Origin of the sequence: Anaerococcus octavius (genome assembly GCF_900445265.1) — a bacterium.
Classification (GTDB): domain Bacteria; phylum Bacillota; class Clostridia; order Tissierellales; family Peptoniphilaceae; genus Anaerococcus; species Anaerococcus octavius.
On the sequence record NZ_UFTA01000002.1, the window covers coordinates 1,108,729 to 1,134,342 of the forward strand.

The 25,614-nt window shown below is 31.8% G+C and carries 18 protein-coding genes, 1 tRNA gene and 3 rRNA genes; 3 read left to right on the top strand and 19 right to left on the bottom strand.

Features of this window, described 5'->3' with window-relative positions; translation table 11 throughout:
* Positions 1–130 precede the first annotated feature (130 nt).
* The 12 genes from DY249_RS05490 to DY249_RS05540 form a co-directional block, all read right to left on the bottom strand.
* On the bottom strand, positions 131–1,399 hold the full coding sequence (locus DY249_RS05490) for a CAMP factor family pore-forming toxin (protein ID WP_115595455.1): 1,269 nt from the start codon (positions 1,397–1,399) through the stop codon (positions 131–133).
* Positions 1,400–1,602: 203 nt separating this feature from the next.
* On the bottom strand, positions 1,603–1,743 hold the full coding sequence (locus DY249_RS09160) for a hypothetical protein (protein ID WP_172540063.1): 141 nt from the start codon (positions 1,741–1,743) through the stop codon (positions 1,603–1,605).
* A gap of 83 nt (positions 1,744–1,826) precedes the next feature.
* On the bottom strand, positions 1,827–2,741 hold the full coding sequence (locus tag DY249_RS05495) for a helix-turn-helix domain-containing protein (protein WP_115595456.1): 915 nt from the start codon (positions 2,739–2,741) through the stop codon (positions 1,827–1,829).
* 26 nt (positions 2,742–2,767) lie between these two features.
* A complete protein-coding gene (gene mnmA / locus DY249_RS05500) occupies positions 2,768–3,871 on the bottom strand; it encodes a tRNA 2-thiouridine(34) synthase MnmA (protein WP_115595457.1) in 1,104 nt (367 codons plus the stop codon).
* A 38-nt stretch (positions 3,872–3,909) separates the two neighbouring features.
* On the bottom strand, positions 3,910–5,094 hold the full coding sequence (locus DY249_RS05505; RefSeq protein ID WP_115595458.1) for a sensor histidine kinase: 1,185 nt from the start codon (positions 5,092–5,094) through the stop codon (positions 3,910–3,912).
* The gene (locus DY249_RS05510; protein ID WP_115595459.1) at positions 5,091–5,774 is read right to left on the bottom strand and encodes a response regulator transcription factor; all 684 of its coding nucleotides are present in this window, start codon (positions 5,772–5,774) and stop codon (positions 5,091–5,093) included. The genes DY249_RS05505 and DY249_RS05510 overlap by 4 nt, the downstream gene beginning before the upstream one ends.
* Positions 5,771–6,685: a hypothetical protein gene (locus DY249_RS05515; RefSeq protein WP_115595460.1), complete on the bottom strand. Its 915-nt coding sequence runs from the start codon at positions 6,683–6,685 to the stop codon at positions 5,771–5,773. The genes DY249_RS05510 and DY249_RS05515 overlap by 4 nt, the downstream gene beginning before the upstream one ends.
* Positions 6,675–7,436, bottom strand: coding sequence for a hypothetical protein (locus tag DY249_RS05520; RefSeq protein WP_115595461.1), 762 nt, complete (start codon positions 7,434–7,436; stop codon positions 6,675–6,677). The genes DY249_RS05515 and DY249_RS05520 overlap by 11 nt, the downstream gene beginning before the upstream one ends.
* A complete protein-coding gene (locus DY249_RS05525; protein WP_115595462.1) occupies positions 7,423–8,097 on the bottom strand; it encodes an ABC transporter ATP-binding protein in 675 nt (224 codons plus the stop codon). The genes DY249_RS05520 and DY249_RS05525 overlap by 14 nt, the downstream gene beginning before the upstream one ends.
* A 111-nt stretch (positions 8,098–8,208) precedes the next feature.
* Positions 8,209–9,270: a cysteine desulfurase family protein gene (locus DY249_RS05530; RefSeq protein WP_115595463.1), complete on the bottom strand. Its 1,062-nt coding sequence runs from the start codon at positions 9,268–9,270 to the stop codon at positions 8,209–8,211.
* Between the two features lie 95 nt (positions 9,271–9,365).
* A complete protein-coding gene (locus DY249_RS05535; protein WP_101540868.1) occupies positions 9,366–9,590 on the bottom strand; it encodes a YdbC family protein in 225 nt (74 codons plus the stop codon).
* Between the two features lie 17 nt (positions 9,591–9,607).
* Positions 9,608–10,717: a GH25 family lysozyme gene (locus DY249_RS05540; protein WP_172540064.1), complete on the bottom strand. Its 1,110-nt coding sequence runs from the start codon at positions 10,715–10,717 to the stop codon at positions 9,608–9,610.
* A gap of 232 nt (positions 10,718–10,949) precedes the next feature.
* On the opposite strand from DY249_RS05540, the gene DY249_RS05545 reads away from it, so the two are divergent.
* The 3 genes from DY249_RS05545 (at position 10,950) to DY249_RS05560 (ending at position 15,303) form a co-directional block, all read left to right on the top strand.
* Positions 10,950–12,548, top strand: coding sequence for a Na/Pi cotransporter family protein (locus DY249_RS05545; protein ID WP_115595465.1), 1,599 nt, complete (start codon positions 10,950–10,952; stop codon positions 12,546–12,548).
* A gap of 500 nt (positions 12,549–13,048) precedes the next feature.
* A complete protein-coding gene (locus tag DY249_RS05555; protein ID WP_115595466.1) occupies positions 13,049–13,741 on the top strand; it encodes a ZinT/AdcA family metal-binding protein in 693 nt (230 codons plus the stop codon).
* A 1,019-nt stretch (positions 13,742–14,760) separates the two neighbouring features.
* Positions 14,761–15,303, top strand: a complete 543-nt coding sequence (locus DY249_RS05560; protein WP_101540872.1) for a hypothetical protein — start codon at positions 14,761–14,763, stop codon at positions 15,301–15,303.
* Between the two features lie 763 nt (positions 15,304–16,066).
* Here DY249_RS05560 and DY249_RS05565 read toward each other — a convergent pair.
* From DY249_RS05565 to DY249_RS05595, 7 genes are all read right to left on the bottom strand, one after another.
* Positions 16,067–16,351, bottom strand: coding sequence for a hypothetical protein (locus DY249_RS05565; RefSeq protein WP_115595467.1), 285 nt, complete (start codon positions 16,349–16,351; stop codon positions 16,067–16,069).
* Between the two features lie 528 nt (positions 16,352–16,879).
* Positions 16,880–16,996 (bottom strand): 5S ribosomal RNA (gene rrf / locus DY249_RS05570).
* 163 nt (positions 16,997–17,159) lie between these two features.
* A 23S ribosomal RNA gene (locus DY249_RS05575) occupies positions 17,160–20,328 on the bottom strand.
* A gap of 358 nt (positions 20,329–20,686) precedes the next feature.
* Positions 20,687–20,762 (bottom strand) — tRNA-Ala (locus DY249_RS05580).
* 141 nt (positions 20,763–20,903) lie between these two features.
* A 16S ribosomal RNA gene (locus DY249_RS05585) occupies positions 20,904–22,431 on the bottom strand.
* Together the 16S, 23S and 5S rRNA genes with 1 tRNA gene alongside form the textbook arrangement of a ribosomal RNA operon.
* 489 nt (positions 22,432–22,920) lie before the next feature.
* Positions 22,921–24,471 carry an NAD(P)/FAD-dependent oxidoreductase gene (locus tag DY249_RS05590; protein WP_115595468.1) on the bottom strand — a complete coding sequence of 517 codons (1,551 nt, stop codon included), beginning with the start codon at positions 24,469–24,471 and terminating at the stop codon, positions 22,921–22,923.
* A 45-nt stretch (positions 24,472–24,516) separates the two neighbouring features.
* A complete protein-coding gene (locus tag DY249_RS05595) occupies positions 24,517–25,614 on the bottom strand; it encodes a tetratricopeptide repeat protein (RefSeq protein ID WP_115595469.1) in 1,098 nt (365 codons plus the stop codon).

Here is a 25,614-nt window from a genome sequence, read left to right on the forward strand (position 1 = left end):
CATAATTTCTACTCACTGTATACTTACCCGTATTGGTAAAATAATAAAATCCACCTTTAGCAATTACGCTTATAGGTGGATTTTTATTATAAGATGTGGCTATTCTTTTTAAAAGAGATGAAATATATTATTAACCTTCTATAACTTCACTTTCTTCAGTGGTTTCTTCTTCTACTGGAGCTTCTTCTTCATTAGATTTTTCATCTGTTTCTTCCGTTTCAGCTTCTTCTTCGCTTGTTTCTTCTACTTCAGAAGCTTCTTCTGTTTCAGTTTCTTCTTCGCTTTCATCTTCAGTAACTTCTTCTTCGGCTGGAGTATTTTCTTCAACTTCTGGAGCTGTTTCTTCTTCTACTGGTTCAGCTGGTTTTTCTTCTTTAACACTCGCTAATGCTTTGTTCATAGCTTCTACGATCATTTCATCAGCAGATTCTACTTGACTTATTGTAGCATTATTATTTTTTAGTACTCTATTTGCATCTGCAATTTCTCTATTTAATTGTTTGATTACTGATGAATCAGCTTTACCTTTTAAAGTAAAATCACGAAGATTTTTTGCAGCTTGAATGTCTTTTTCTAAATCTCTTTTTTGAGCTTTGTTTGCTGTTCTTTCACCTTCTGGAATAGCTTTGTAAGCTTCATCTATTTTTTCATTTAATTCTGCAGCCATAGCATTTACTTCGCCTACTGTTGCTCTTCCATCTCTTCTAACATCTTGAGCTTGTCTAATTAATAAATCAATATCTGCAAGTTTGCTTGGATCTAATTTATTTTTTAATTCTTTGTTTCTGATTTCTTTTGCTTTTGCTATAGCTCTATCTAGTTTTTCTAGAGTATAGTGAGTTCTTTTAGAATCATCTGTTAGTTTTGGAACTTCACGAGCTTTATCTAATGATGCTGATAAGTTTTCAGAAGCTTTGTTTAAGCCTTCAGCACCTTCAAATAAATCTGTTGCTTTTAACAAAGCACGTGTTACAGAAAATCCTATAATTACGTGAGCTTGTTGTTCACTGTCAGCTAATTCTGTAGCATCTGCAGTAATTGTTTCTGCCACATTTATTAGTAGGTCCACTCTTGGGATAATTTTATTTCTTAGTTCAGCTGCACTACCTATACCTTTATTTACAATTTTACCTAAAAATTCAGCTGCATGTTTTAATTCCTTTAACCAGCTTAATTGATTTCCAGCTAGTCCACCAGAAATATTTTCTAAGCTACTTATAATTTCTTGTAAATAATTTATTTTTTCTTCAGCTTCTTTTTGTGGAGTTTTTTCTTCTGCAGCATATGCTACACTTGATAATGGTGTATTTATATTATCCACAAGTTTAGTTGCTGGTAATATTGCGTTTGTTAAAAGTGTTATTGATAGAGCGCTTGCTAAAACTTTAGTTTTTTTCATAATTTTCTCCTTACATATTTACTTAATCAGTTTTTTATAATATAATAAGAAAGTAAACAAGTGAATCTTAGGATTTACGATTATAAGGGTAAAATTTTGTTTGAAATATTGGCGTATTTGAGCAAATTTTTACCCGATTTTAGTTTTTAGGGATTTTTTTCTAATTCTACAGTGATTTTCGGAATAATCTTAAAGTTTCTTAATTAACAATCAGTTATTACAAAATATTGATTTATAATCATATCTTCATGTTCAACAGCTACTTGCTTATTATTTTGATTTAAACTAAGACCTGCACCTATTGTTAACAATAAAGCTACTATGATACCTTTTTTAAAATTCATTTGTCTACCTCCTTGTTGATTACATAATACCACTATAAGCAAAATTTTTAAACACACAAATATGTGGATGCTTATAAAACATATTATTTATATCCCGACATTGCTTTTTCTACTTGAACAGATAAACTTTTTGCCAGCTTATCTTCTGAGAAAATATTGGTTAGGGCAAGGCAGTAATTAAAACTTTCCCTAGCTTCTTTTATTTGTTCCAAATTTAAATGATTAATTCCTTTGATATAATAAATCATATTCAAATAATAAGTTTCTTTTACTTTTTTTGCATTACATATTGCTATATCACAAACTTTTAAAGACTCTTGATGTTTGCCTGCACGAAAATAAAATATTGCGACATTGTAGCATAGAATAAAATAATTCTCTAATTCAGGATCTAAGTATTTACTTATTTCCATCATAATATCCCTATATAAATCCATATTCCCTTTTTTATATTCACTGATGGATAGAGCTAGAAGAATTCTTAAAGAAAATTCATCATATTTATAATCTTTAAATTTATTTACTTTAAATTTTGAGTTAATATCAGAGAGTGCTACTTCAAGCTCTTCTGATGGATTATTTTTCTTTTGTCCATCTTCTAAGCTTAGTATTCCATTAAAATAATGTTTAGTAGCATATAATTCTTTTTCAAAATTAATGTTTGATTTCGCATCAATTGAATCAAGCTTGTTTATTAAATCTTTTGCCTTTTCCACTGATGAATTATTTAATAAATAATTGATTTCTTTTCTAAGTGATAATAAATTATTGTATTCATTAACCTCGTGGTTTATGATATCCTTTAGATCTAGCCCTATATAATTACAAATGGGCACTAGGGTAGAAATCCTAGGGTCATTATCTCCTTTTTCTATTCTCCTTATAGTCTCTTCTGAAATAAACATTTTTTCTGCTATTTCTTTACGAGTGATGCCCTTTGATTCTCTAATTTTTCTTATATCAGATCCAATAAAGCTATAATCATTCTGTATTATCATAACATCAAATCTTTCCCTATTTAAAATTAAACTTTTAGCTTATTATCTCCATTATAAACTTCATCGATAATAGCTGAACCTATGCAAATCTCATCCAAATAAAAAACTGCTGCTTGACCAGGAGTAACTGCCTTAGTATCATCATATACCACTTCTACATGATTTTCATCTAAAACTTTGACATGTGCATTAATATCTTTTTGACGATATCTAAATTTTGCTGTGCAGTCAAATTCTTTTGGTATTTTTTTATCTGTAAATGTAGAAAATTCTGAAGCATATAATCTATTTGAAAAAAGCAGCGGATTATCAGAACCTTGGCAGACTATTAGTTCATTTTTATCTAAATCTTTCCCACAAACAAACCAAGCTGCACCATCTCCACCAATGCCAAGACCTCTTCTTTGCCCTATTGTATGATACATCAATCCATCGTGTTGTCCAAGAATATTTCTATCAGTGTCTACAATATTACCTGGTTGAGCTGGCAAATAATTACTCAAGAAATCATTAAAATCTCTTTCTCCTATAAAGCAAATACCAGTAGAATCTTTTTTATCTGCTGTTGCTAGATCATGTTCTCTTGCTATTTCTCTAACTTCAGATTTTTGAAGTTCACCTACTGGAAATAATACATCTTTTATTTGATCTTGGGATAATTGACTTAAAAAATACGTTTGATCTTTATTATTATCTAGACCTCTTAGCATTACAGTTTCATCCCCAGATCTATCTACTCTAGCATAATGACCAGTTGCTACATAGTCTGCTCCTAGATTTTTTGCATAGTCTAAAAATGCCTTAAACTTTATCTCTTTATTGCACATTATATCAGGATTTGGAGTTCTACCTTTTTTATATTCTTCAAGAAAATAAGTAAATACTCTATCATAGTATTCTTTTTCAAAATTTATTGAATAATATGGGATGCCTATTTGATTGGCAATTGCTACAGCATCTTCAAAATCTTCTTCTGCTGTGCATACTCCATTTTCATCTGTATCATCCCAGTTTTTCATAAATATCCCTACGACATCATAGCCTTCTTCTTTTAAAAGCAAAGCAGCAACTGAAGAATCCACTCCACCACTGATACCTACTACTACTTTTGTATCTTTTTTATTTTTCATGGCAGCCTCCTTATATATTAGAAAAATACTATACTTTATTAAAAGGCGATTACAAAGCCATCTTTATAGTAAACTTGCCACTTATGTAGATCACAAATTTTCTTGACATTGGATAATCCCATGCCGCGAAGTTTTTCTCCTTGACGACTAGCATCTTGTGTAAAGAGTGGAACAAAAATATTTTCTATATTTTTAGGATCTATCCCTTTACCATTATCTTTAAAAATAAGTTTATCAATCTTAAAATCAATTGTAATTATAACTTCATTTTTATTATGATCTATAGAATTTTGAATTAAATTTTGAAGAACTCTTTGAAATAGTTTTTCATCAACATCTATAAAAAATTTGTCATCTTCATTAAATAATATCTTTACAAAGGTTTTATTATCTAAAAAGTAAGAATAATTATCACCAACATATCTTCTAACAAGCTCTAGAATATCCTTCTTTTCCTTTTTTACCTTAAAACTATTCAGGCTCGAAAATTCTAAAAGTTCATCTACTCTTTCATTTAAAATTCCTGCATTTTTTTCTATTGCTTTAATATATTCTTCTCTTTTTTCACTTGCAATTATATTTTCATCCATTGCTCTGCTATATGATAATATAACAGATAAAGGTGTTTTTACATCATGGGCTATGCCTTTAAATAGAATATCTTTTTCTTTTTCTTGCTTATTATATATTTCTGCTAGTTCATTATTTATTTTATAGAATAACCAACGCACTATAAAATATACTATTAAAATATAAGAGCTTATAGCTAGTAGTAAAAATAGTAATACATTTGTTTTAAGAGAGCTTTTTCCTTTATTTAAATTAAAATTTACAGTTGATGATACCTTTTCGCTGGGATAATTTAGAAAAAATTTATTTCCATCATAGGTATTAAAAACAAAAGTACTCTGATTTTCACCACCTAAAGTTACAAAATCTAAAAGCTTGGAATAAGAATACTCTTTATTATATTTTTTATTATATGTTCTAATTACCTTATTACCATCAACAACAAACCCAGATCCACCAAGTTCTGATATTTTGTCCCAATTTAATAAACTATCATCAATATTATTAGAAACTGGTATATATTCACCAAATACACTATCGAAGGTATTATCATTTAAAATTTTTGAAAGGCTAGCAAAAAATAAGACAGTTGTAATTAAAAATACCAATATAAAGATAATTGAGTTTTTGAAAATATTTTTTTTTGTATTCATTCTTCTTTCCTAAGCATATAACCAAGCCCTCTAATAGTAATTATTTTTGTGGGACTTTTAGGATTATCTTCTATTTTTTCTCTAAGATTTGAGATATGAACCATGATTGTATTATCATCTTCAAAATAATATGATTGCCACAAGTTTTCATATATTTCTTGTTTGGTAAATACTTTGCCAGGAGTGGTCATAAACATAGTAAGCAGTTCATATTCTTTGGAACGGAGATTTAAAACATTTTTATTTTTATAAATAAGTCTCTTATACTTATCCCAACTTAGATTTCCTATTTTTATTATATTATTATCTAACTTTCGATTATTTCTTCTTAAAAGCGCAATAACCCTTGCCACCAGTTCTCCTGGGTCAAAGGGTTTTGCTAAATAATCATCCGCACCTAGGTATAAGCCTTCTATTTTATCTTTTACGCTAGATCTAGCTGATAAAAATATTATAGGAAAACTTCTATCATTGCCAATAGCTTTTAAAACTTCTATACCATCTACTTCTGGCATCATTATATCTAGAATCATCAAAGATATTTTTTTATTTTTTATAAAATCTAAGGCTTCTTTTCCATTATTAGCTTCAAATACTTCAAAGTTACTATTTTCAAGATAAAGCGTAATTATATTGCGTATTTCATCATTATCATCAACTATCAAAATTTTTTCATTCACAAAATATTTCCTTTTTTAAACATCTTATCAAAATTATTATCCCTAGAAAAATCTATATTTTCTTTCCATTGTGGATAATATTTATCAAGTATCTTCGCCTTTAATGACCCTTCTGAGTAATATGACTCATCAATGCTATTAAAAACCCTATCTCTATATTTTATATAAGAATCATCTGCTATATCCATCATATATTTTTCCTCTACAAAACGAGCTGTTCCTTCTATAAATTCCCTATAATTCACCATTTCTACAAAATAATTATATTCACTAGGAAAATTTGTTTTTACATAAGATAAACGCTTTTCTCTTGCATTTTTATAATCACTAGAATCTTTTTTTTCATATAAGGACAACAAGGATTTATATTCATCTTCCCAAAGCTTTTTATAAACTTTATCTTCGTCTAATTTTTTACACACTTCTACAAATTTATCATAATCTGGATCATCATATTTAATATCATTTTCCATAATATCTGATACTTCACTAAGTCCATGATCCATTTGAAAGCAGTGGAATGATTCATGAATAATAACTGACTTATATTTTTTTTGTAAATTGGCATTTGAGGAAGTTCCTTGATCGGCAATATCTCTAAATTTTTCAAATGGCACCGCTTTTATTAGTGGTTTGTTTCCTTCTTTTAGAGCTTCAAGACTTGCTACAGCTTGGTCTGGAGTTTTTTTAATAATTTTACCGTGATCATATCTAAACTCTTTACTAGAATTATACCTAATATCTTTCATATATTCCTTATTTTTAAATTCTGGCCAAAGTTTTTCTGTATCATAGGAATTTACTTCTTCTATCAAATCCAATGTGGTTTTATCAATAGTAGTTATTCGATTTTGATAATTAAATATTATTAATACTAGTCCAATTAAAGAATAAATAATTTTATTTTTCATTTCCTACCTTCCATTTCTTTACCAGATAATATAAACCAATCAAAATCCATACATAAAGCAAGCATTGACCTAGTAATCGTATATTAGTAAATTCTCCCAAAAATAAGTCTCTAGCAATTTTTCCAAAATCATCTATAGGTGGAAATATATACAAAATCTTAATCATTACTTCCGCAATTAATCCACCTTGCATTTCTAAAATAAAAGTTAACAATCCCCTTAATACACCTACTATAACAAAAAATATTCCAAATAATGATCCAGCCGCAGGATTAAATATTAAATTTAAAATGCCCATTATTACATTTACTACAAATATAGTTAATAGGTAAATTAAAATAGCTATTAGAAAACCTAATAGGCTTATTTGAGGTCTTTCAACAATGATATTTATAAACATTCCGATTAAAAGCAGAACTGCCATTACCATACTTATAAAAACATCAGCCTTAAATATTTGGCTAATTTGTTTTTGCAAATTTAGTCCATGTACTCTTAAAATATCTGGTAAATCACTTGCTAAATATTTTTTAAAGCTTCCTGTAGATAAAGTAACGGCAGCCAAAGAAGATATTAAAGTTATGATTGTCCATTGAATTCCATATTTTCCGATATCTCCACTGGTATTTACTCCTGGAGCAGTAACTTCCATTCCTCTCGCTAAAAATGTGATTATTAATCCTATTATGGCAAATATTATAAATGAAGATTTATTTAAATTTTCTTTTATATGTAACTTAGTGAGGTTCATATCCTATCTCCTTTGCAAAGTCTAAAAATATTTGAGAAAGTGGTTTTTCCTTAAAATCATCCCTAGAAAATTTTTTAAAATTATTAGCTCCCATAATTATAAGACCTCTGTCTGCTATTTTTTCTACGTCATAGAGTAAGTGAGAGTTTAAAAGTATAGCCTTATCTGATGATTTTAGATCATTTATTAAATCTTGCATGGCCATTTGTCCAAAAAAGTCTAGTCCACTTGATGGTTCATCTAGTAAAATTATATCTGGATTGCCAATTAATGACTGAGCTACTGCTAGTCTTTGTAGCATCCCCTTGGAATAATTTAAAATTTTAGTATTATTAGCTGGATTTAGACCTACTTTTTTCATCAATTCATCTATATTATCATCTGAACCATGGTGGTATTTGATAAGGTCTAAAAATTCTTTGCCTGTTAAGATTTCTGGAAAATCTGGAGTTTCAGGACTGTACCCTATTTTATGTTGATTATTTTCGATCTCTCCTGTAAAATCATCATCCAGTCCCAATATCATACGAATGAGTGTTGTTTTTCCAATCCCATTTGGGCCTATTAAAGCAAATATTTCTCCTTTTTTAAGCTCCAGGTTTAAATTTTCATAGATAATTTTTTTATCAAATTTTTTATTTAAATTCTTTACTGTTAGCATTTTCCTTCCTCCTTGTTAATATTATAAAATACTAACATTTGATTAAACTTAAAATAATCTTAAATCTTTCTTAAATATTGGCACAAAAAAAATCAGCCTTATTGGCTGATCTTATAAATTTGATAAAACTTCTATAACTTTATCTATTTCTTCTTTTTTATTTTGATATCCGAAAGAAAATCTTATGGAATGCATCGCTCGATTTTCATCATACATATTTGATATAACATGGCTTGGTAAAATACTACCCGCCCTACATGCAGAACCTGCTGATGCACAAATGTCATTCATATCTAAATAAGTAAGTAAGAAGTCTGATTTATAATCTGGAAAATAAATATTTAGAACATGGCTAGAACAAATATTGGGATTCCCATTTATTTGCCAATCTATGTTTAAATTTTCTAAATGATCAATGAAGTGTTTTTTTAAATTTATTATTTGTTCTCTTTCTTCAAGCATTTTCGGATAACTCTTAGCCATAGAATAAGCACCAGCTACAAAGGAAGTTCCGGCTCTCCTATCTTTTTCTTGCTCACCGCCTGTAATAAATGGTTTTAAATTCTCTCTCATATAAAAAATCCCAAATCCATTTATTCCTCCTATCTTGTGTCCTGATAAGGACAGGGAATCACAATTTATTTCATCTACATCAATATCTATATGACCATAGGCTTGGACACTATCTACATGAAACCGTATATCTTTATCCTTCAGATAAGCTCCTATTTCTTTTACAGGTTGGATCGCTCCTGTTTCATTATTAACATACATTATTACAACAAGTTTGGTTTTATCTGTAATTTTTGATTTTAAATCATCCAAACTAATAATACCATCTTCATTTGCATCTAATAAAATAGCATTATTTTTATCTATAGTATTGAGTATTGAATCATGCTCTATAGCACTTGTTATAATTTCATTACCCTCAAAGTTATTTATAACTGTATTATTCCCTTCGCTGGCTCCTGATGTAAAAATAACATTTTTAGGATTTGCTCCTATAGACTTAGCTATTTTTTTTCTTGAGTCTTCTAGGATTTTTTTAGCTTCTCTTCCCTTTGTATGAAGGCTATCAGGATTGCCATCAAAAGCTTCTTTATTTTCCAAAATATCTTTTAAAATTTCTTCTCTTTTTATTGCAGTAGCTGCATTATCTAAATATATCATTATATCACCTAATTGTAAATATACTTCAAAAGCTTGATATTTAAAGCTTTTGAAAGTAAAAAACCTTAAGAAAATTAATTCTTAAGGTCTAGTTTTTATTCACCAAATTCTTCGCTTAATACATTAAAAAGCACTTCTGCTTCCTCGTTAGTAAGGGTAACACCTTTTCTCATCCTAGTATGATCTTCATTCCAATCGCGAATATCATATTTAGCTTCGCGTTCATTCCAACTTACAAGATTTAACTCTTTTGTCCATCCTTTTCCATTATCAGATAAAACTCCAATATTTTCTACTATATCATATTTAATTTCAGCCATTAATTAATTTCTCCTTTTTATAAATTTGCTAGTCTTTGATTGACTGCTTTTTGTACTATATTGTAATTATACCCAGCGTAAGCAAGTCTTCTTTGCCTTTCAGATCCTACTCCCCATTTCCCAGCAAGGATTTCATCTATTAAAACATTAATCGGCTTTTTTGAAACACCTTTTATTATATATGGATAATCCTTATATAGAACACTCATATCAATATTTCCACTATAACCATTTACCTTTCCTTTATTGGTATATTGCCAGGAGTCAAAGTCAGATTTATTATATTTAGTAAATTCTTTTGAATCGTAATCAGCTATCCAAAAATTATATTTATTCTTAACATCTCGTGTCAAGTATTTATTAGCAAACCATGGATAAGAATATATGCCAGAAACATATCCATGTGCTTGCATAGATTTTACGAAAGTTTCTGCAACTTCTGATATTTCTCCTATGCTAGCTTTCGCTTGTCTTTTATTATCTTCTATATCTATATACACTGGCAAAGAAACATTTTTATCTTTTATAATATTATATACATAGTCAGCTTCAAGCAAGGCTTCTGCAGCATTTATTGCCCTAGAATAGTGGTAAAAGCCAACAGGCACATTGCGTTTATTTAATTCCTTATAATGTCTTTCTATTTGATAATCTTTTCGAATTTGTAAATCATCTGCAGGGGTTATAGATGTTCTTAAAATAGCTCCGTCTATGTCATTTGCAAACTCATTATAATCAATTTTATCAGGATCTTGGTGTTCTGATATGTCAACAACTTTTTTATAAACTGGACTTTTAGAATAAATAGGTGCAGGGTTTTTATCAATAAGACTTGTTTCCTTAGTAACCGTTTTTTCTACATCTCCATCATCATCCACATTTAATTCCTCTGATATAATTACATCTTCAACTTCATAATCTGGAGCTATAGCATTATTTGGATCGGATATAAACTCAGATTTTCTTTTCTCAACAGCTTCTTTATCATAATAAATATTATTTTCTTCAAATATTTGGTCTAAATTGGAATCGTCATATTTTATTACATCTGCAGCATAAACTGGTTTTGCAAACAAAACTACTAAAGCAACCCCCATTCCAGCCCATTTTATTTTAAAACTATCCATAAAAAATCCTTTCATTTAGTAGCTATATTATAAAATAAATATAAAATATTTTCAAATTAATAAAGCTGTGAGGCATTAAAATATATAATATGGTAAAATGTTTATTATAGGCTATTTTTAAATAGTCAAATTGAAAGAGTTTTATGAACACTTTATAACATCAATGGGTTAGTATGTTATAAAAGAAAAAATTTCATATTAGATAAAAATAATAACTGATTACGGAGGGTTTATGTCAATTAATTATTTTATCGGGCTTTTAGGAGGTCTTGCCATATTTTTATATGGTATGGAGATGATGAGCAACGGGCTTGAACTAGTCGCTGGGGATAAGCTTAGAGTTGTTATAGAAAAAATGACTTCCAATTTCTTTAAAGCCATCTTGGTTGGTACCTTTGTTACGGCCATTATCCAGTCTTCATCAGCTACGACAGTTATGGTAGTAGGTTTTGTAAATGCAGGACTTATGAACATATACCAAGCTATTGGGATAATAATGGGTGCAAATATAGGTACAACTATTACAGGTCAGCTGGTAGCCTTAAATATATCCGCTATGGCACCAATTATTGCTTTTGTTGGATTTTGCTTGCATTCTTTTGCAAATGATAAGAAAAAAGCATCGCTTGGTCAAGCAATAATGGGACTTGGATTTTTATTTATGGGTATGGAGCTTATGAGTCAAGCTATGGAGCCATTAAGGGACTATCCTGGATTTGTTACATTGATGACAAAATTTGAAAATCCATTACTAGGGGTTTTAGCAGGTACAATTATAACCGCTATTATTCAATCATCATCAGCAGCCTTAGGAATTTTGCAAGCTATTGCAAACCAAGGAGTTATACCACTTAGATCATCAATGTATATAGTATTTGGTTTTAATATAGGAACATGTATAACATCAGTACTATCGTCATTAGGATCATCTAAAAATGCTAAGAGAACTGCATTAGCACACGTATTATTTAATATTATAGGAACAGTAATTTTCATTATTTTATCAGTATTTATTCCAATAGATAAAATAGTTCTAAGTTTTTCAAGAGATTTACCAGCTGCACAAATTGCAAATTTGCATACTATATTTAATGTTGCTACAACTATTCTCTTACTTCCTTTTTCTAAAAAACTTGCAGAATTATCAGTTAGATTAATACCAGGAAAAGACAAAGAACTAGAAGAAATGAGCTTGCAATATATAAATAAAAATGTAAATAAAGATGCTCATGCTACATTTACAGATGTCAGAGCAGAAATAAACAGACTTTTAGCTATAGTAAATACAAATTATAGAGAATCAATAGAAATACTAGTAAACTTTGATAAAGATAGATATGAGGAAATATTTCATAGAGAAAAAACTATTAATCATTTAAATAAAGAAATTTCTGCATTTATAATAGATTCTTTATCTCTACCAATGGATGAAGAAACATCTTCAAACTTTGTATCTTACATGAGAATATCACGTAACTTAGAGAGAGTTGGAGACCACTCCAAAAATATTGCAGATGCAGCAAAAGTAAAAAGCGAAGAAAATTTGGAATTTACAGATACAGCCTATGATGATTTAAAAACCTTAAACGATAATATAAATCAAATATTTGATGCAACTTTAGAAGATCTATCTAAAGATAAAAGAGTAAAAATAACAAAATCACTATACCAAAAAGTACAAAAATATATTACCGAATTTAGATATGATCATATGCTAAGAATGAGAGATCGTACCTGTGATCCAGAAAGCGGACTAATTTATGAAAAAACATTAACAGCAATGGAAAGAATATCATCATATTTATCAAATTCTGCTAAGCTTTCTATATAAGCTAAAAACAATCGACAGACATAACATCTGCCGATTATTTTGTATACATATATATTTAAAAAATTGTATTAATTTGGTTAAGACAACAAAACTCGAACCTGCACTCTCCAGAGTCAGAATCTGTCACCTTAGAAATTTGGCTATACCTCAATATTTTAATAATATTAAATAACTAAAAGATTAAATATAAAACTATTATAAATTGAATAAGTATCTATACGATAATGATTTAATCTGATAAGCTTTAATTTTTTTAAACAATTATATTCGACAATTATGTTTGTGATATTTTAATATACAGAATGATTAAATATTTATAAACTAAGAGCTTATTAAATTTAGTCAATAACTTAAATTATCTTCTTACCTATATTCCATTCTAATGAATAAAAATATTTTATTTTGTTGATATTGAAAATCATTATTGACAGTTTTGCAGTTTAATGTTAACATTCTTTTATAAATGTTTAAAAAGTAATTGTTATTAAAGGAGAAGTCATATGAAAAATAAAAGAAAATTGATAATTGTAAGTGCTCTATCACTAGGATTAGTATTTAGTGCGTGCGGTAATGATCAATCAAAAGAAGATAAAACTTCAAATGAAGCTAGTCAAAAAGTAGAAAAATCTAATAATACTACAACAAATGAATCCGCAAAAACTGATGAAAATGATAAAAAAGACGATACATATTCTCAAGTAAGTTTATCTGATTGGAATGGTAATTGGAATAGTATGTATGAATACTTAGAAGAACCTGATATCCAACCAGCTTACTCAACTCTTGCAGAAAATGAAGGTGTTGATGAAAATAAAGCAAAAGAAGATTATCTGGCAAAAAGAAAAGCAGATTTTGCTGGTCTAATTGTGGATGAAGATAAGGTAACTTTCTTAGATAACTTTCCAGAAAAAGACGGAAAAACTATAGGAGAAGGAACTTATAAGTTTTTTAAAACAGAAGAACAAATGCTAGGAGAACATAAAATAACTTGGAATATATTTGAAGCTACAAATGAAGATGCTCCCTATAAATATCTAACTTTGATGAAAATAGATCCTAATGAAGATTTACTACATTTCCACTTCAGATATGGAGATGATTTAGATGAAATACTAGATAAAGAAGACTGGTTTCCAACAGTAGTATCTCCACAAACTACTAATGAACAATTAATCGATGAGATTACAGAATAATATTTATATTATATATTTCTTTAATTAAAATTTATTTTAAGGGACTATTGTGTAATTGTTTGTAATGATTTTTACTATACATTATCTAACTTAAAAGTATCGATAAATTATAGTTACATAATAGTTCCTTTTCATTAATACAAACTTCTTCCTATATACACAGCTAAAAAAATTAATTTGACTTTAGCTTTTGTAATCTTTAGTCAGCATTCTAATGCTTATTAACAATTTAAAATTCTTATGTACAGTATAATTTATAATCCTTTATTAAAATTTTGAGGTAGATCGAATCTAAGCTCTCCATAGTCAGAATCTAGAATCTTATCAATTTGAACTATATTCCAATAAATTTTTACCATAATAATTATATAACTCTGACAAAATAGTATCAAGACCTATAATATATTTTATACAGGAATATAACTAAAATCATTAATAATTGGAAGCAAATTATAAATATTGATAAAAGGAATAATACTGTAATCAGGTTAAATTCACCTAGTAATTTTTAAATATTTTGATACTACCATACAATTTCTTTTCTAAAATTTTTAATTTTATAGATATCCATCTCACTTTTTACATAAGTTTATTAAATACTTTTCATAAAACGGATTTAGTAATTCTATTGTCGATAGATTGTCCACTAAATTTTATATTACTTCTTAATTAGAAAGTATAATTAGATAATTCATTATTCTTTGCTTAAAACACTGTAGCAATTAAGGTTGTAAATAACCGTTTCTACACAATTATATGGACACTATCGTTTTCAATTAAAATTATTTTTATATAATATTTTAAAAAGTAGTTATTAGCGTAAATTTTCTTAGATATTTTTTTCTTTTAAAGTAGACATGATGAAATATGTGGGTATTATGTTTATTGAAGTTAAGTACTTACTTCAAATATTAAAAGCTAATTAAATAATTTAAACTTTAAATTATTTGAAAACTATTTATCTAGTCTAAATATCTAGAGTTTAGACACTAATGATGAATATGGCTAGGAGGAAGAAAATGAATTACAAAAAATTAAATAAGTTACTATTAGTGACAGCTTTATCAACAAGCATAGTATGCGGATCTAACATGATCAAGGTAAATGCTGCTAGTGAAAATAATTGTAAAGAAAATGTTAACCAAGTAGTAAATAAAGAAAGTAAAAATTCACCAACTTCAGATGAAAAGTGCTTAAAAAAAGATGATGGTGCTTACTTTTCTCAATTACTTTCTAAAAATGGAGGTAAAAGAAATAATGAATTTCAAAGTCCTTCAATATATGCAATTAATAAATATGCAGATGTCTTAGAAGTAAAAGGAACTTTAGACTATAACAAAGATCCTGATTCCACAAATGTAGACAAGATGCTTGAAAACAAAACTCACTTTTTTACAGTAAGTAAAGATACTATTTATAATGTTCAAGGAGGCTCTGTAAATCCACAATTCTATGATGAAGATGAGTTTCTTAAACATTATGATGAAGTAAAAGATTTAGGCTATGCTATAAATATAGAAGTAAAAGATGGCTTAGTAACAGAAATTACAATTTATGAATAAAAATATAAAATTTAAATAAATGATTTAAATAAGTAACCTAGCCCATAAAAGTTCTATCAATTAAACTTTTATGGGCTTTTTTAGTGGACTAAAACTTAGTCATTAGCATATATAATTAAGTTCAATTCTAATAAAAACTCTTACTGTTATGGAAAAAATATCATCTTTTAATTTATATTCTGCCAAGCTTGCTGAATAAACTAGCAACAAGCAACATTTACATATACGAATATATGGATTTTCTATTTCATATTAGGTATGGACAAATGATCCCGAAGACTTAGTTTAGATAAATCTTGTTAATTTTTGATAGTTAGGAAACGAAGAATAGTTCAATAGAACCAATTTTCTATGAAGAATATTATTAAAATTATGTCCCCTATATGAAATAAAACATCATGCAACTTAGAAAATGAAATTAATTAGCACTAATAAAAGTCATAACCATACAAAAATTAGCTTTATTAGCTAGATTTATAGATCTAATGTGAGAAAACTGAGTAGAGTATATGGGAGTAATTCTTAATAACTCTATAAGCTAAATGATTAACAAGTATAGGCTTAAGATTCTTATAACTTTTATTAAGACAAAACTTCTCTACCCCAAATTTCCACAAATACTTAGAATTAACATTTACAGCTGTAAGACCAATTAAATTATTATCATCATAAAAAGCAAGAGCATCTATATCTTTATAGTATCCATCATCAAAAGTAAAGCAGAAATTAGTAATATCTTTAAAACTTTTAAAATCTTTTCTTTCTATCCTAGTAATTTATAAAAAGCTTCTAATTTCTCAAAATTATTATTAGGTACAAATATAGGACCCATATTTCTTATAGACATATCAAAATCATTTAAAATATTTTGAAGCTTTAATATATTATCAAACTCAAGAAACCAAGCCGTTGGATAATCATTATATTCATCTATTAATCTGTCTATTAGATCTTTGTTATCAGATCTAAATAAAATTTTGTTTGATAAAATATTTATAGCTAATTTATAATTATTAAATGTAAGAAAATCTATATTAGATTTATTCACAATAAAATAGTTTGTAGTATTACCCCAACTCTTTACTACGGTATATCATGATAAAAAAATCATTTAGTAATTGCTTTTTTAAATTCGAATCCATAAGACCTCCACATTAATAATTACATATCAAAACACATATTAGAATAACTATATCTTTATTATATAAAAATTTCCAATTATATACAATTTAAATAAACAATTAATGACATTTTTAAAACTTAAAACTAGAACAAAAAAGTTTTATTAGATAATCTTTGCACTAAAAAAGACTCGGCTAAATGACTAAGTCTCGCTTCACTCCATCATTTCATGGCTTCCCATTATACAGGGACAAGCTATGTCTTCCACTGACTGGACTGGTTTTCTTTTATTTAGCAACTTCCTACTCTACCGGGCTTAAATATGCCTTGATTTTGCATATTTAAGGCTAAAACTTAGTGTGATAGCACGAATGAGTTTGCAATGGCAAAAGGATTTTCGTGTCAAGTGTATATTTATACTAAAAAAGACTTAGCCAATGACTAAGTCTTAGTTATTTAGCAACTTCCTACTCTACCGGGAGGTCACCCTCCGAGTACCATCGGCGTAGTTGGGCTTAACTTCTATGTTCGGTATGGATATAGGTGTATCCCCAACGCTATCGTTACTATATTCTTGACCTAACCTGAAAACTTGTTTTCGTTGGTAGGTCAAATCTCGCGAAATAGAAAACATGATGTCCGCACGCTATAGGACTGATTTCGTTCTGAAGCCGACCTGCCAATTTTAAAGTTTAGGTTGGTATTTATGAACCATTGAATAGCAAACCATATTTCCAGTCAAGATATAAAGTTTAGTATCCATTAGCTTAATGCATTACTGCACTTACACCTTGGACCTATCTAACGTATTTTCTTTACGTACTTTTAGAAATCTTATCTTGAGGGTTGTTTCGTACTTAGATGCTTTCAGTACTTATCAATTCCATACTTAGCTACCCAGCTATGCTCCTGGCGGAACAACTGGTACACCAGTGGTATGTCCATCCCGGTCCTCTCGTACTAAGGACAGGTCCTCGCAAATTTCTTACGCCCACGCTGGATAGGGACCGAACTGTCTCACGACGTTCTGAACCCAGCTCGCGTGCCTCTTTAATGGGCGAACAGCCCAACCCTTGGGACCTACTTCAGCCCCAGGATGAGACGAGCCGACATCGAGGTGCCAAACCTCCCCGTCGATGTGGACTCTTGGGGGAGATAAGCCTGTTATCCCCGGGGTAGCTTTTATCCGTTGAGCGATGGCCCTTCCATGCGGTGCCACCGGATCACTAAGTCCGTATTTCTACTCTGCTTGAGCTGTTTCTCTCGCAGTTAAGCTCGCTTATGCCTTTGTACTCTGCGAATGGTTTCCGTCCATTCTGAGCGAACCTTTGAACGCCTCCGTTACTTTTTGGGAGGCGACCGCCCCAGTCAAACTGCCCAACTGACAATGTCCTTTGCCCTGATTAAGGGTCAATGTTAGAATTTTGATATTAGAGGGTTGGTATCCCAAGCTTGGCTCCTCGCACACTGGCGTGCACGGATCAATGCCTCCCAACTATCCTGTACATCTAATCTCAAAATCCAATATCAGCCTACAGTAAAGCTCCACGGGGTCTTTCCGTCCTAGCGTGGGTAAGTCGCATCTTCACGACTACTACAATTTCACCGGATCCTTTGTTGAGACAGTGCCCAAATCGTTACACCTTTCGTGCGGGTCGGAACTTACCCGACAAGGAATTTCGCTACCTTAGGACCGTTATAGTTACGGCCGCCGTTTACTGGGGCTTAAGTTCTAGCCTTCGCGTTTGCTAAGCCTTCCCCTTAACCTTCCAGCACCGGGCAGGTGTCAGCTCCTATACTTCATCTTACGATTTTGCAGAAACTTGTGTTTTTGGTAAACAGTCGCTTGGGCCTGGTTTCTGTGGCCAGATCGCTCTGGCTCCCCTTCTCCCGAAGTTACGGGGACATTTTGCCGAGTTCCTTAACAAAGGTTCTTCCGCGCGTCTTGGTATTCTCTACCTCCCTACCTGTGTCGGTTTTGGTACGGGCGCTTTGGTCATTGATAGTGACTTTTCTTGGCAATTTGAAATCGGCTACTTCTCTACTCATGTTTTCGATACCTATCACACATCAGCTTTATGATTAGCGGATTTGCCTACTAATCGGCCTTTGTGCTTAGACTGCCTTCCATCGGGCAGCTTAGCTTATCCTCTTGCGTCATCACTTCTCTATAGCGACTTTAAGCGGTACAGGAATATAGACCTGTTATCCATCGGCTACGCCTTTTGGCCTCGCCTTAGGTCCCGACTTTCCCTGAGGGGACGAGCCTTGCTCAGGAGTCCTTAGGGTTTCGACGGGAGTGATTCTCACACTCCTTCTCGCTACTCATGCCAGCATTCTCTCTTGTATTAAGTCCACGCCTGCTTTCGCTTGGGCTTCTTCCCTAATACAATGCTCCTCTACCACTGATAGAGTATTTAAAATTGCTGGTAAATACTTTGACGTTTTCTTGACCTAACTCAAATCTTTGATTTGTTAGTAGGTCAAATGTCGCACTGTTTCAAATCTTAGATTTGTCAAAGTGCCGACTATATTTTAAACCAGTTACATATATTAATATATGCGATTGTTTTCGGTGATAATCGTAGTTATTTACAACTTACCTTTATCTTAGTGTTTGATATTTGCGTAAATTTTGAATAACTCGTTTTATCTTGATTGTATTGTAATATTTCCGTCTAAGTTTTACCTTTTCTTCTCTTTATGTTTGTTCTAGAGTTGATTGAGCAATTTTAAATTCTCTATCAATCCGAAGCTTCGGTACTGAATTTTAGCCCCGTTTATTTTCGGCGCAAACCCACTTGACCAGTGAGCTATTACGCATTCTTTAAATGTATGGCTGCTTCTAAGCCAACGTCCTGGTTGTCTTAGTAGGTTCACATCCTTTTCCACTTAATTCAGATTTTGGGACCTTAGCTGTCGGTCTGGGCTGTTTCCCTTTCGACTTAGGAGCTTATCCCTCTAAGTCTGACTCCATGACTTGATTTTTTGGCATTCGGAGTTTGATAGGCTTTGGTACGGTTAGCCGCCCTAGGCCAGTCAGTGCTCTACCTCCTTAAATCTTTGGTCATAGGCTAGCCCTAAAGCTATTTCGAGGAGAACCAGCTATCTCCGGGTTCGTTTGGTTTTTCGCCCCTATCCACAGTTCATCCGATGCGTTTTAAACCGCACCCGGTTCGAGCCTCCAGTGAATTTTACTTCACCTTCACTCTGACCATGGATAGATCACCCGGTTTCGGGTCTATCATATCTAACTTTCGCCCTATTAAGACTCGCTTTCGCTAAGGCTTCATCTCTTAAAGATTTAACCTTGCTATATATGATAACTCGCTGGCCCATTCTACAAAAGGTACGACATCAGGCTCTTGCCCTCTGTCTGCTTGTAGGCTCAAGGTTTCAGGTTCTTTTTCACTCCCCTTTCGGGGTTCTTTTCACCTTTCCCTCACGGTACTTGTTCGCTATCGGTCACATGTTAGTATTTAGCCTTAGGGGATGGTCCCCCTATCTTCACAGCAAATTTCTCGTGTTCACTGCTACTTGCCCCCACAATATATTTTCTTTTGTTTACAAGACTGTCACTTTCTTTGGTTCATCTTCCCAAATGATTTAACTAAAAAATATATTTCTTACTGGGTTGGGCTGTTTTCTGTTCGCTCGCCGCTACTTGGAAAATCGAGTTTTCTTTCTTTTCCTCCTGCTACTTAGATGTTTCAGTTCGCAGGGTCTTACTTCATAAAGCTATGTATTTACTTTATGATGACTGTGTCTTCCACAGCCGGGTTTCCCCATTCGGAGACCTAGGGGTCATTGCTTTTTGTGAGCTTGCCCTAGTTTTCGTTCACTTACGTCCTTCTTAGTCTTCATGTGCCAAGGCATCCACCTTGTGCCCTTTTCTTCTTGACTGGAAATATTGTTTGCTATTTAATTTTCAGCTTATACTGAGTGAGTTCGAAATCTTTGATTTCGAATTATTTTGAATTCTGTCATTTTTAATGGCAGAGACAAAATAACGCTAGTACTTGTTTGTACTATTTTGCTTCAGTTTAAGTGGTTCATTTTTTTTCTAATATACGGATTAATCATCCATACTATTAGCGTCGTAGATTTCGTAAGTTTATTTGTAAAGCTTAGAAACTACTATATTAATGACCATATCTTTCAGCCAAACTCGTCGGCTTGCTGACAAAGTTGTAAACAACTTTAAAGCGCCGCGACGTCTGACCTTCATTCCATTTGATTTGCAAATGGTGATAGGTCATTATGGTGGAGATAAAGAGATTCGAACTCTTGACCCCCTGCGTGCAAGGCAGGTGCTCTCCCAACTGAGCTATATCCCCATATTTACTATTTATATTATTTTATATTATATAGTGGATTATTGAAATTTAATTTATATCAATGATTATGTCTGTATTTCTAACAAGAACTTTTAAATGTTCTTCGTTGAGGAAACGACGTGTCGTTTCCTCAATCCTTAGAAAGGAGGTGATCCAGCCGCACCTTCCGATACGGCTACCTTGTTACGACTTCACCCCAGTTACTGACCCTACCTTCGACTGCTGCGTCCTTAATGGTTCGCTCACAGGCTTCGGGTATTGCCAACTTCCATGGTGTGACGGGCGGTGTGTACAAGACCCGGGAACGCATTCACCGTGGCATTCTGATCCACGATTACTAGCAACTCCAACTTCATGCACTCGAGTTGCAGAGTGCAATCCGAACTGGGACAGGCTTTTTGAGTTTTGCTTAACATCGCTGTCTTGCTGCCCTCTGTACCTGCCATTGTAGCACGTGTGTAGCCCAAGTCATAAAGGGCATGATGATTTGACGTCATCCCCACCTTCCTCCGGTTTGTCACCGGCAGTATTGCTAGAGTCCCCAACTTAATGATGGTAACTAGCCATAGGGGTTGCGCTCGTTATGGGACTTAACCCAACATCTCACGACACGAGCTGACGACAACCATGCACCACCTGTATTTCAGTTATCCGAAGATATAGGCACTTATCTCTAAGTGTTTCCAAAATATGTCAAGACTTGGTAAGGTTCTTCGCGTTGCTTCGAATTAAACCACATGCTCCGCTGCTTGTGCGGGTCCCCGTCAATTCCTTTGAGTTTCACACTTGCGTGCGTACTCCCCAGGCGGAGTGTTTAATGCGTTAGCTGCGGCACCCAGATTTACTCCAGACACCTAACACTCATCGTTTACGGCGTGGACTACCAGGGTATCTAATCCTGTTTGCTACCCACGCTTTCGTACCTCAGCGTCAGTTAATGGCCAGAAAGTCGCCTTCGCCACCGGTATTCCTCCTAATATCTGCGCATTCCACCGCTACACTAGGAATTCCACTTTCCCTTCCATTACTCAAGGTCTCCAGTTTTAGAAGCTTACTATAGTTGAGCTATAGCCTTTGACTTCTAACTTAATGACCCGCCTACGTACCCTTTACGCCCAATGATTCCGGACAACGCTCGGTCCTTACGTATTACCGCGGCTGCTGGCACGTAATTAGCCGGACCTTATTCGTATAGTACTGTCATTTTCTTCCTATACAAAAGATTTTTACAACCCGAAGGCCTTCTAAATCACGCGGCGTCGCTGCATCAGGGTTTCCCCCATTGTGCAAAATTCCCCACTGCTGCCTCCCGTAGGAGTCTGGGCCGTGTCTCAGTCCCAATGTGGCCGTACACTCTCTCAAGCCGGCTACTGATCGTTGCCTTGGTGGGCTTTTTTCTCACCAACTAGCTAATCAGACGCAAGTCCATCTTACACCGCTAACACTTTGACTATCGCTTCATGCGAAGTGATAGTTTCATAGGGTATTATTCGTCGTTTCCAACGGCTATCCCCTTGTGTAAGGCAGGTTACTCACGCGTTACTCACCCGTCCGCCACTAATCCAATTATTTTCATTCCGAAGAAGTCTAATAATCTTCATCGTTCGACTTGCATGTGTTATGCACGCCGCCAGCGTTAATCCTGAGCCAGGATCAAACTCTCATGAAAAATATTTTTCTACATTTTTTATTTACTAATGTAGTTTATCTTTTGTTCATAAAAGCTTTTTGATTCAAGCTCTTTTCATTTACACTGATCTTTATAATCAATGCGTGATTTATTTCTCGGCCGTTCCGTCCTGCGACCACTCCGTGGAGGGTCCTCTTCTGGCCGGACTGGCCTATTAATCATCCTTAAAGAAATCAACTTGGTTAAAGTTGTCAATAACTTATTAGTTATTTATTGATAGGTTGATTATGTTTTTGTTTTACATAATCATTGATATTAAATTTCATTTTAGATGTTTGCTTTAAACATCTGGTTCATTGTTGTCGTTTGTTTGTAACGACTTTTATAGTGTACTACTATTTTTTGAACTTGTCAAGGATTTTTTAAAACTTTTTTTAAAAAAACTTTTTTAAAGCTCAGTGTCTTTCGTAGTGACTATAGAAATATACACCCATATTTATATATTGTCAAATGTTTTTTCGATTTTTTTCATTTTCTATTTAAGATTGCTTCTGCAGCTTTAATCCCATCTACTGCTGAGGATACTATCCCTCCAGAATGTCCACTGCCTTCTCCTATTGTATATAAATTACTTAATCCCAATGATTTATTTTCCTTATCTCTTAACATTTTTATAGGGGAAGATGATCTAGTTTCTACTCCTGATAATATGGAATCGTCATCTGAAAATCCGTCTAATTTATTTCCCATGTATTCTATTGCTTCAATTATCATTTCATCTATGATTGCTGGGTATAGATTTCTTAGATTTGCTAATTCATAAGCTGATTCTACCGATGGTTTTATATTACCTATTTCTTTTGTTTTTTTATTATTTTTAAAATCTATAAATCTTTGTACAGGAACTTTGCCTTCTGCTAATTCATAGGCTTTATTTTCTACTTCTCTTTGAAATCTCATTCCATCCAATAATTTTTTACCATAAATTTCTTCGCCTATAGTTACTATGAGAGCTGCATTTGAATTTTCTCCATTACGATCATGGTAACTCATTCCATTTACACAAGTCATATTTTCCTCACTACTTGCATTTACAACATATCCACCTGGACACATACAAAAAGTGTAGGAGGAAAGTCCGTTTTCTTTATTATTGTATGAAAGATTATAAGAAGCGGCTGGTAATATATTGCCTTCTATATCTGTATTTTTTCCATTATATTGAGCTTCGTTTATCGTTTCTCTTTTATGTTCTATCCTAAATCCAACTGCAAAGTTCTTATTTTCCATAGGTATTTTTTCACTGAGCATTTCGAAAGTATCCCTTGCAGAATGTCCTATAGCTAAGACATAGGCACCTGATTTTATATTTTCTTCATTTACAATAATATTTACTACATTATCATCTTTAATTTCAATATCATCTAAGTGGTGTGAAAAATAAAATTCTCCCCCATTAGCTTTGATTTCTTCTCTCATATTTATAATTACGTCACGAAGTAAGTCCGTTCCTATATGAGGTTTTGCATCTATCATTATGTCATCAGGAGCTCCATATTTGTGAAAAGTATCCAAAACCATTCTTACTCTAGGGTCTTTGCTGCGAGCTGTTAATTTTCCATCTGAATATGTTCCTGCTCCGCCCTCTCCAAATTGGATGTTTGATTCCGTATTAAGTTTTCCACTATTTTTAAAATCATCAATAGTTTTTATTCTATCTTCTATAGCTTCACCACGTTCATAAACTTTTACCTTTACTCCATTTTGTGAAAGGACATAGGCAGTAAATAATCCAGATGGTCCTGATCCTATGATAGCTACTTCTTCTGGTGGATTATTGATTTCAATTTCCGAATTCCTAAATTCAAATCTATCTGCATTTTTTATTTTCTTTAATTCTTTGTCACTAGGATTTATATCTACTAAAACTTGGTAGGAAAATTTAATTCCCTTCCTAGAATCTATGGACTTTCTATATATTTCATAATCAAATTTCTTTTTATTAATAAGTTTTGATATTTTTTGCCTAAGTTTTTCAGGATTATCCGATTCTAGATTAATATTTCTAATTATAATCATAAAACCTCTTTCATTTTTTCAATTTAAAAAGACCTCTATGGGTCTTTAAATTTTATATTGATCTTTAATTATTAATAAATTACCCCTAATTTCATCTGTCAGATCATCATAGGTTAATAATTCATCTATATCTTCTTTAGCTTTTCCAATATTACCAATGGTTAAGTTTATTTGTATTTTATTATAAACTAATCTTGGATCTTGAGGAAATTTCTCCAAACCTTCTGCAATAACACTTAATGCATCTAATTGCCTATCGTTTAAAAATAGCGAAACTGCATAATCATTATAAAGTTCTCTAAACTCTGTTCCCGCATCTAGAGCGTTTTCAAATGCCATAATTGAATTTTCGTATTGGCCAATATTTTGATAGGCAACTCCTAGATAATAATAAGCATCAGCTCGTTTTTTATTGGATAATAATCCTGTTAATTTTTTAATAGCATTGTTATAATCTCCCTTACCTATAAAGTATAGTGATTCTTCTATTTCTGCATTATCATTTATCTCTGTTAGCTTATCTCTTATTTCATTTTCAGCTTCTGGTGCATCAGTTTTTTGTAAAGCCTTGTCATAAAAACTACGTGCCTTTATATATTCTCCAAGATTTGCATAAATATTACCTAATTCATAATAAGATATAGCAAAATTTTCGTCATTTACAATCGTATTTTGTAATATATCCAAAGACTCTCTAATAAAGTCTTCTTTATATTTGTCATCAGAATCATAAGCTTTAGGCCATAAAAATCTAGCGTATAAATAAGAATTGTAATTATCACTTGAATTTAAAATATATCCACCCCTTAGTAATAATAAAGCTTTATTTAAATCTTCATCTGCAACAGCTATGGCCTTGCTTGACGCATACTTACTAATATCATCTAAAAATTGAGTAAGGATAGCTTTATATTCTTCATTATAGAGAAATTCTCGATCTGCCCCTATGTTTATAAGCATCCCATCAATAAAATTTTCTATTTCTATTCTTTCACTCATAGTTCCAGTCATTATTCCGCTTTGCATATCATCTACATAAATTGGCAAGGGTATATCTTCTAAAACTGGATAATCACTAGATTCTTTTAAGTCTAAATATGCAAGATTTTTTGTAAAAGTTAAAAAATAATCATCAAGTCTCAT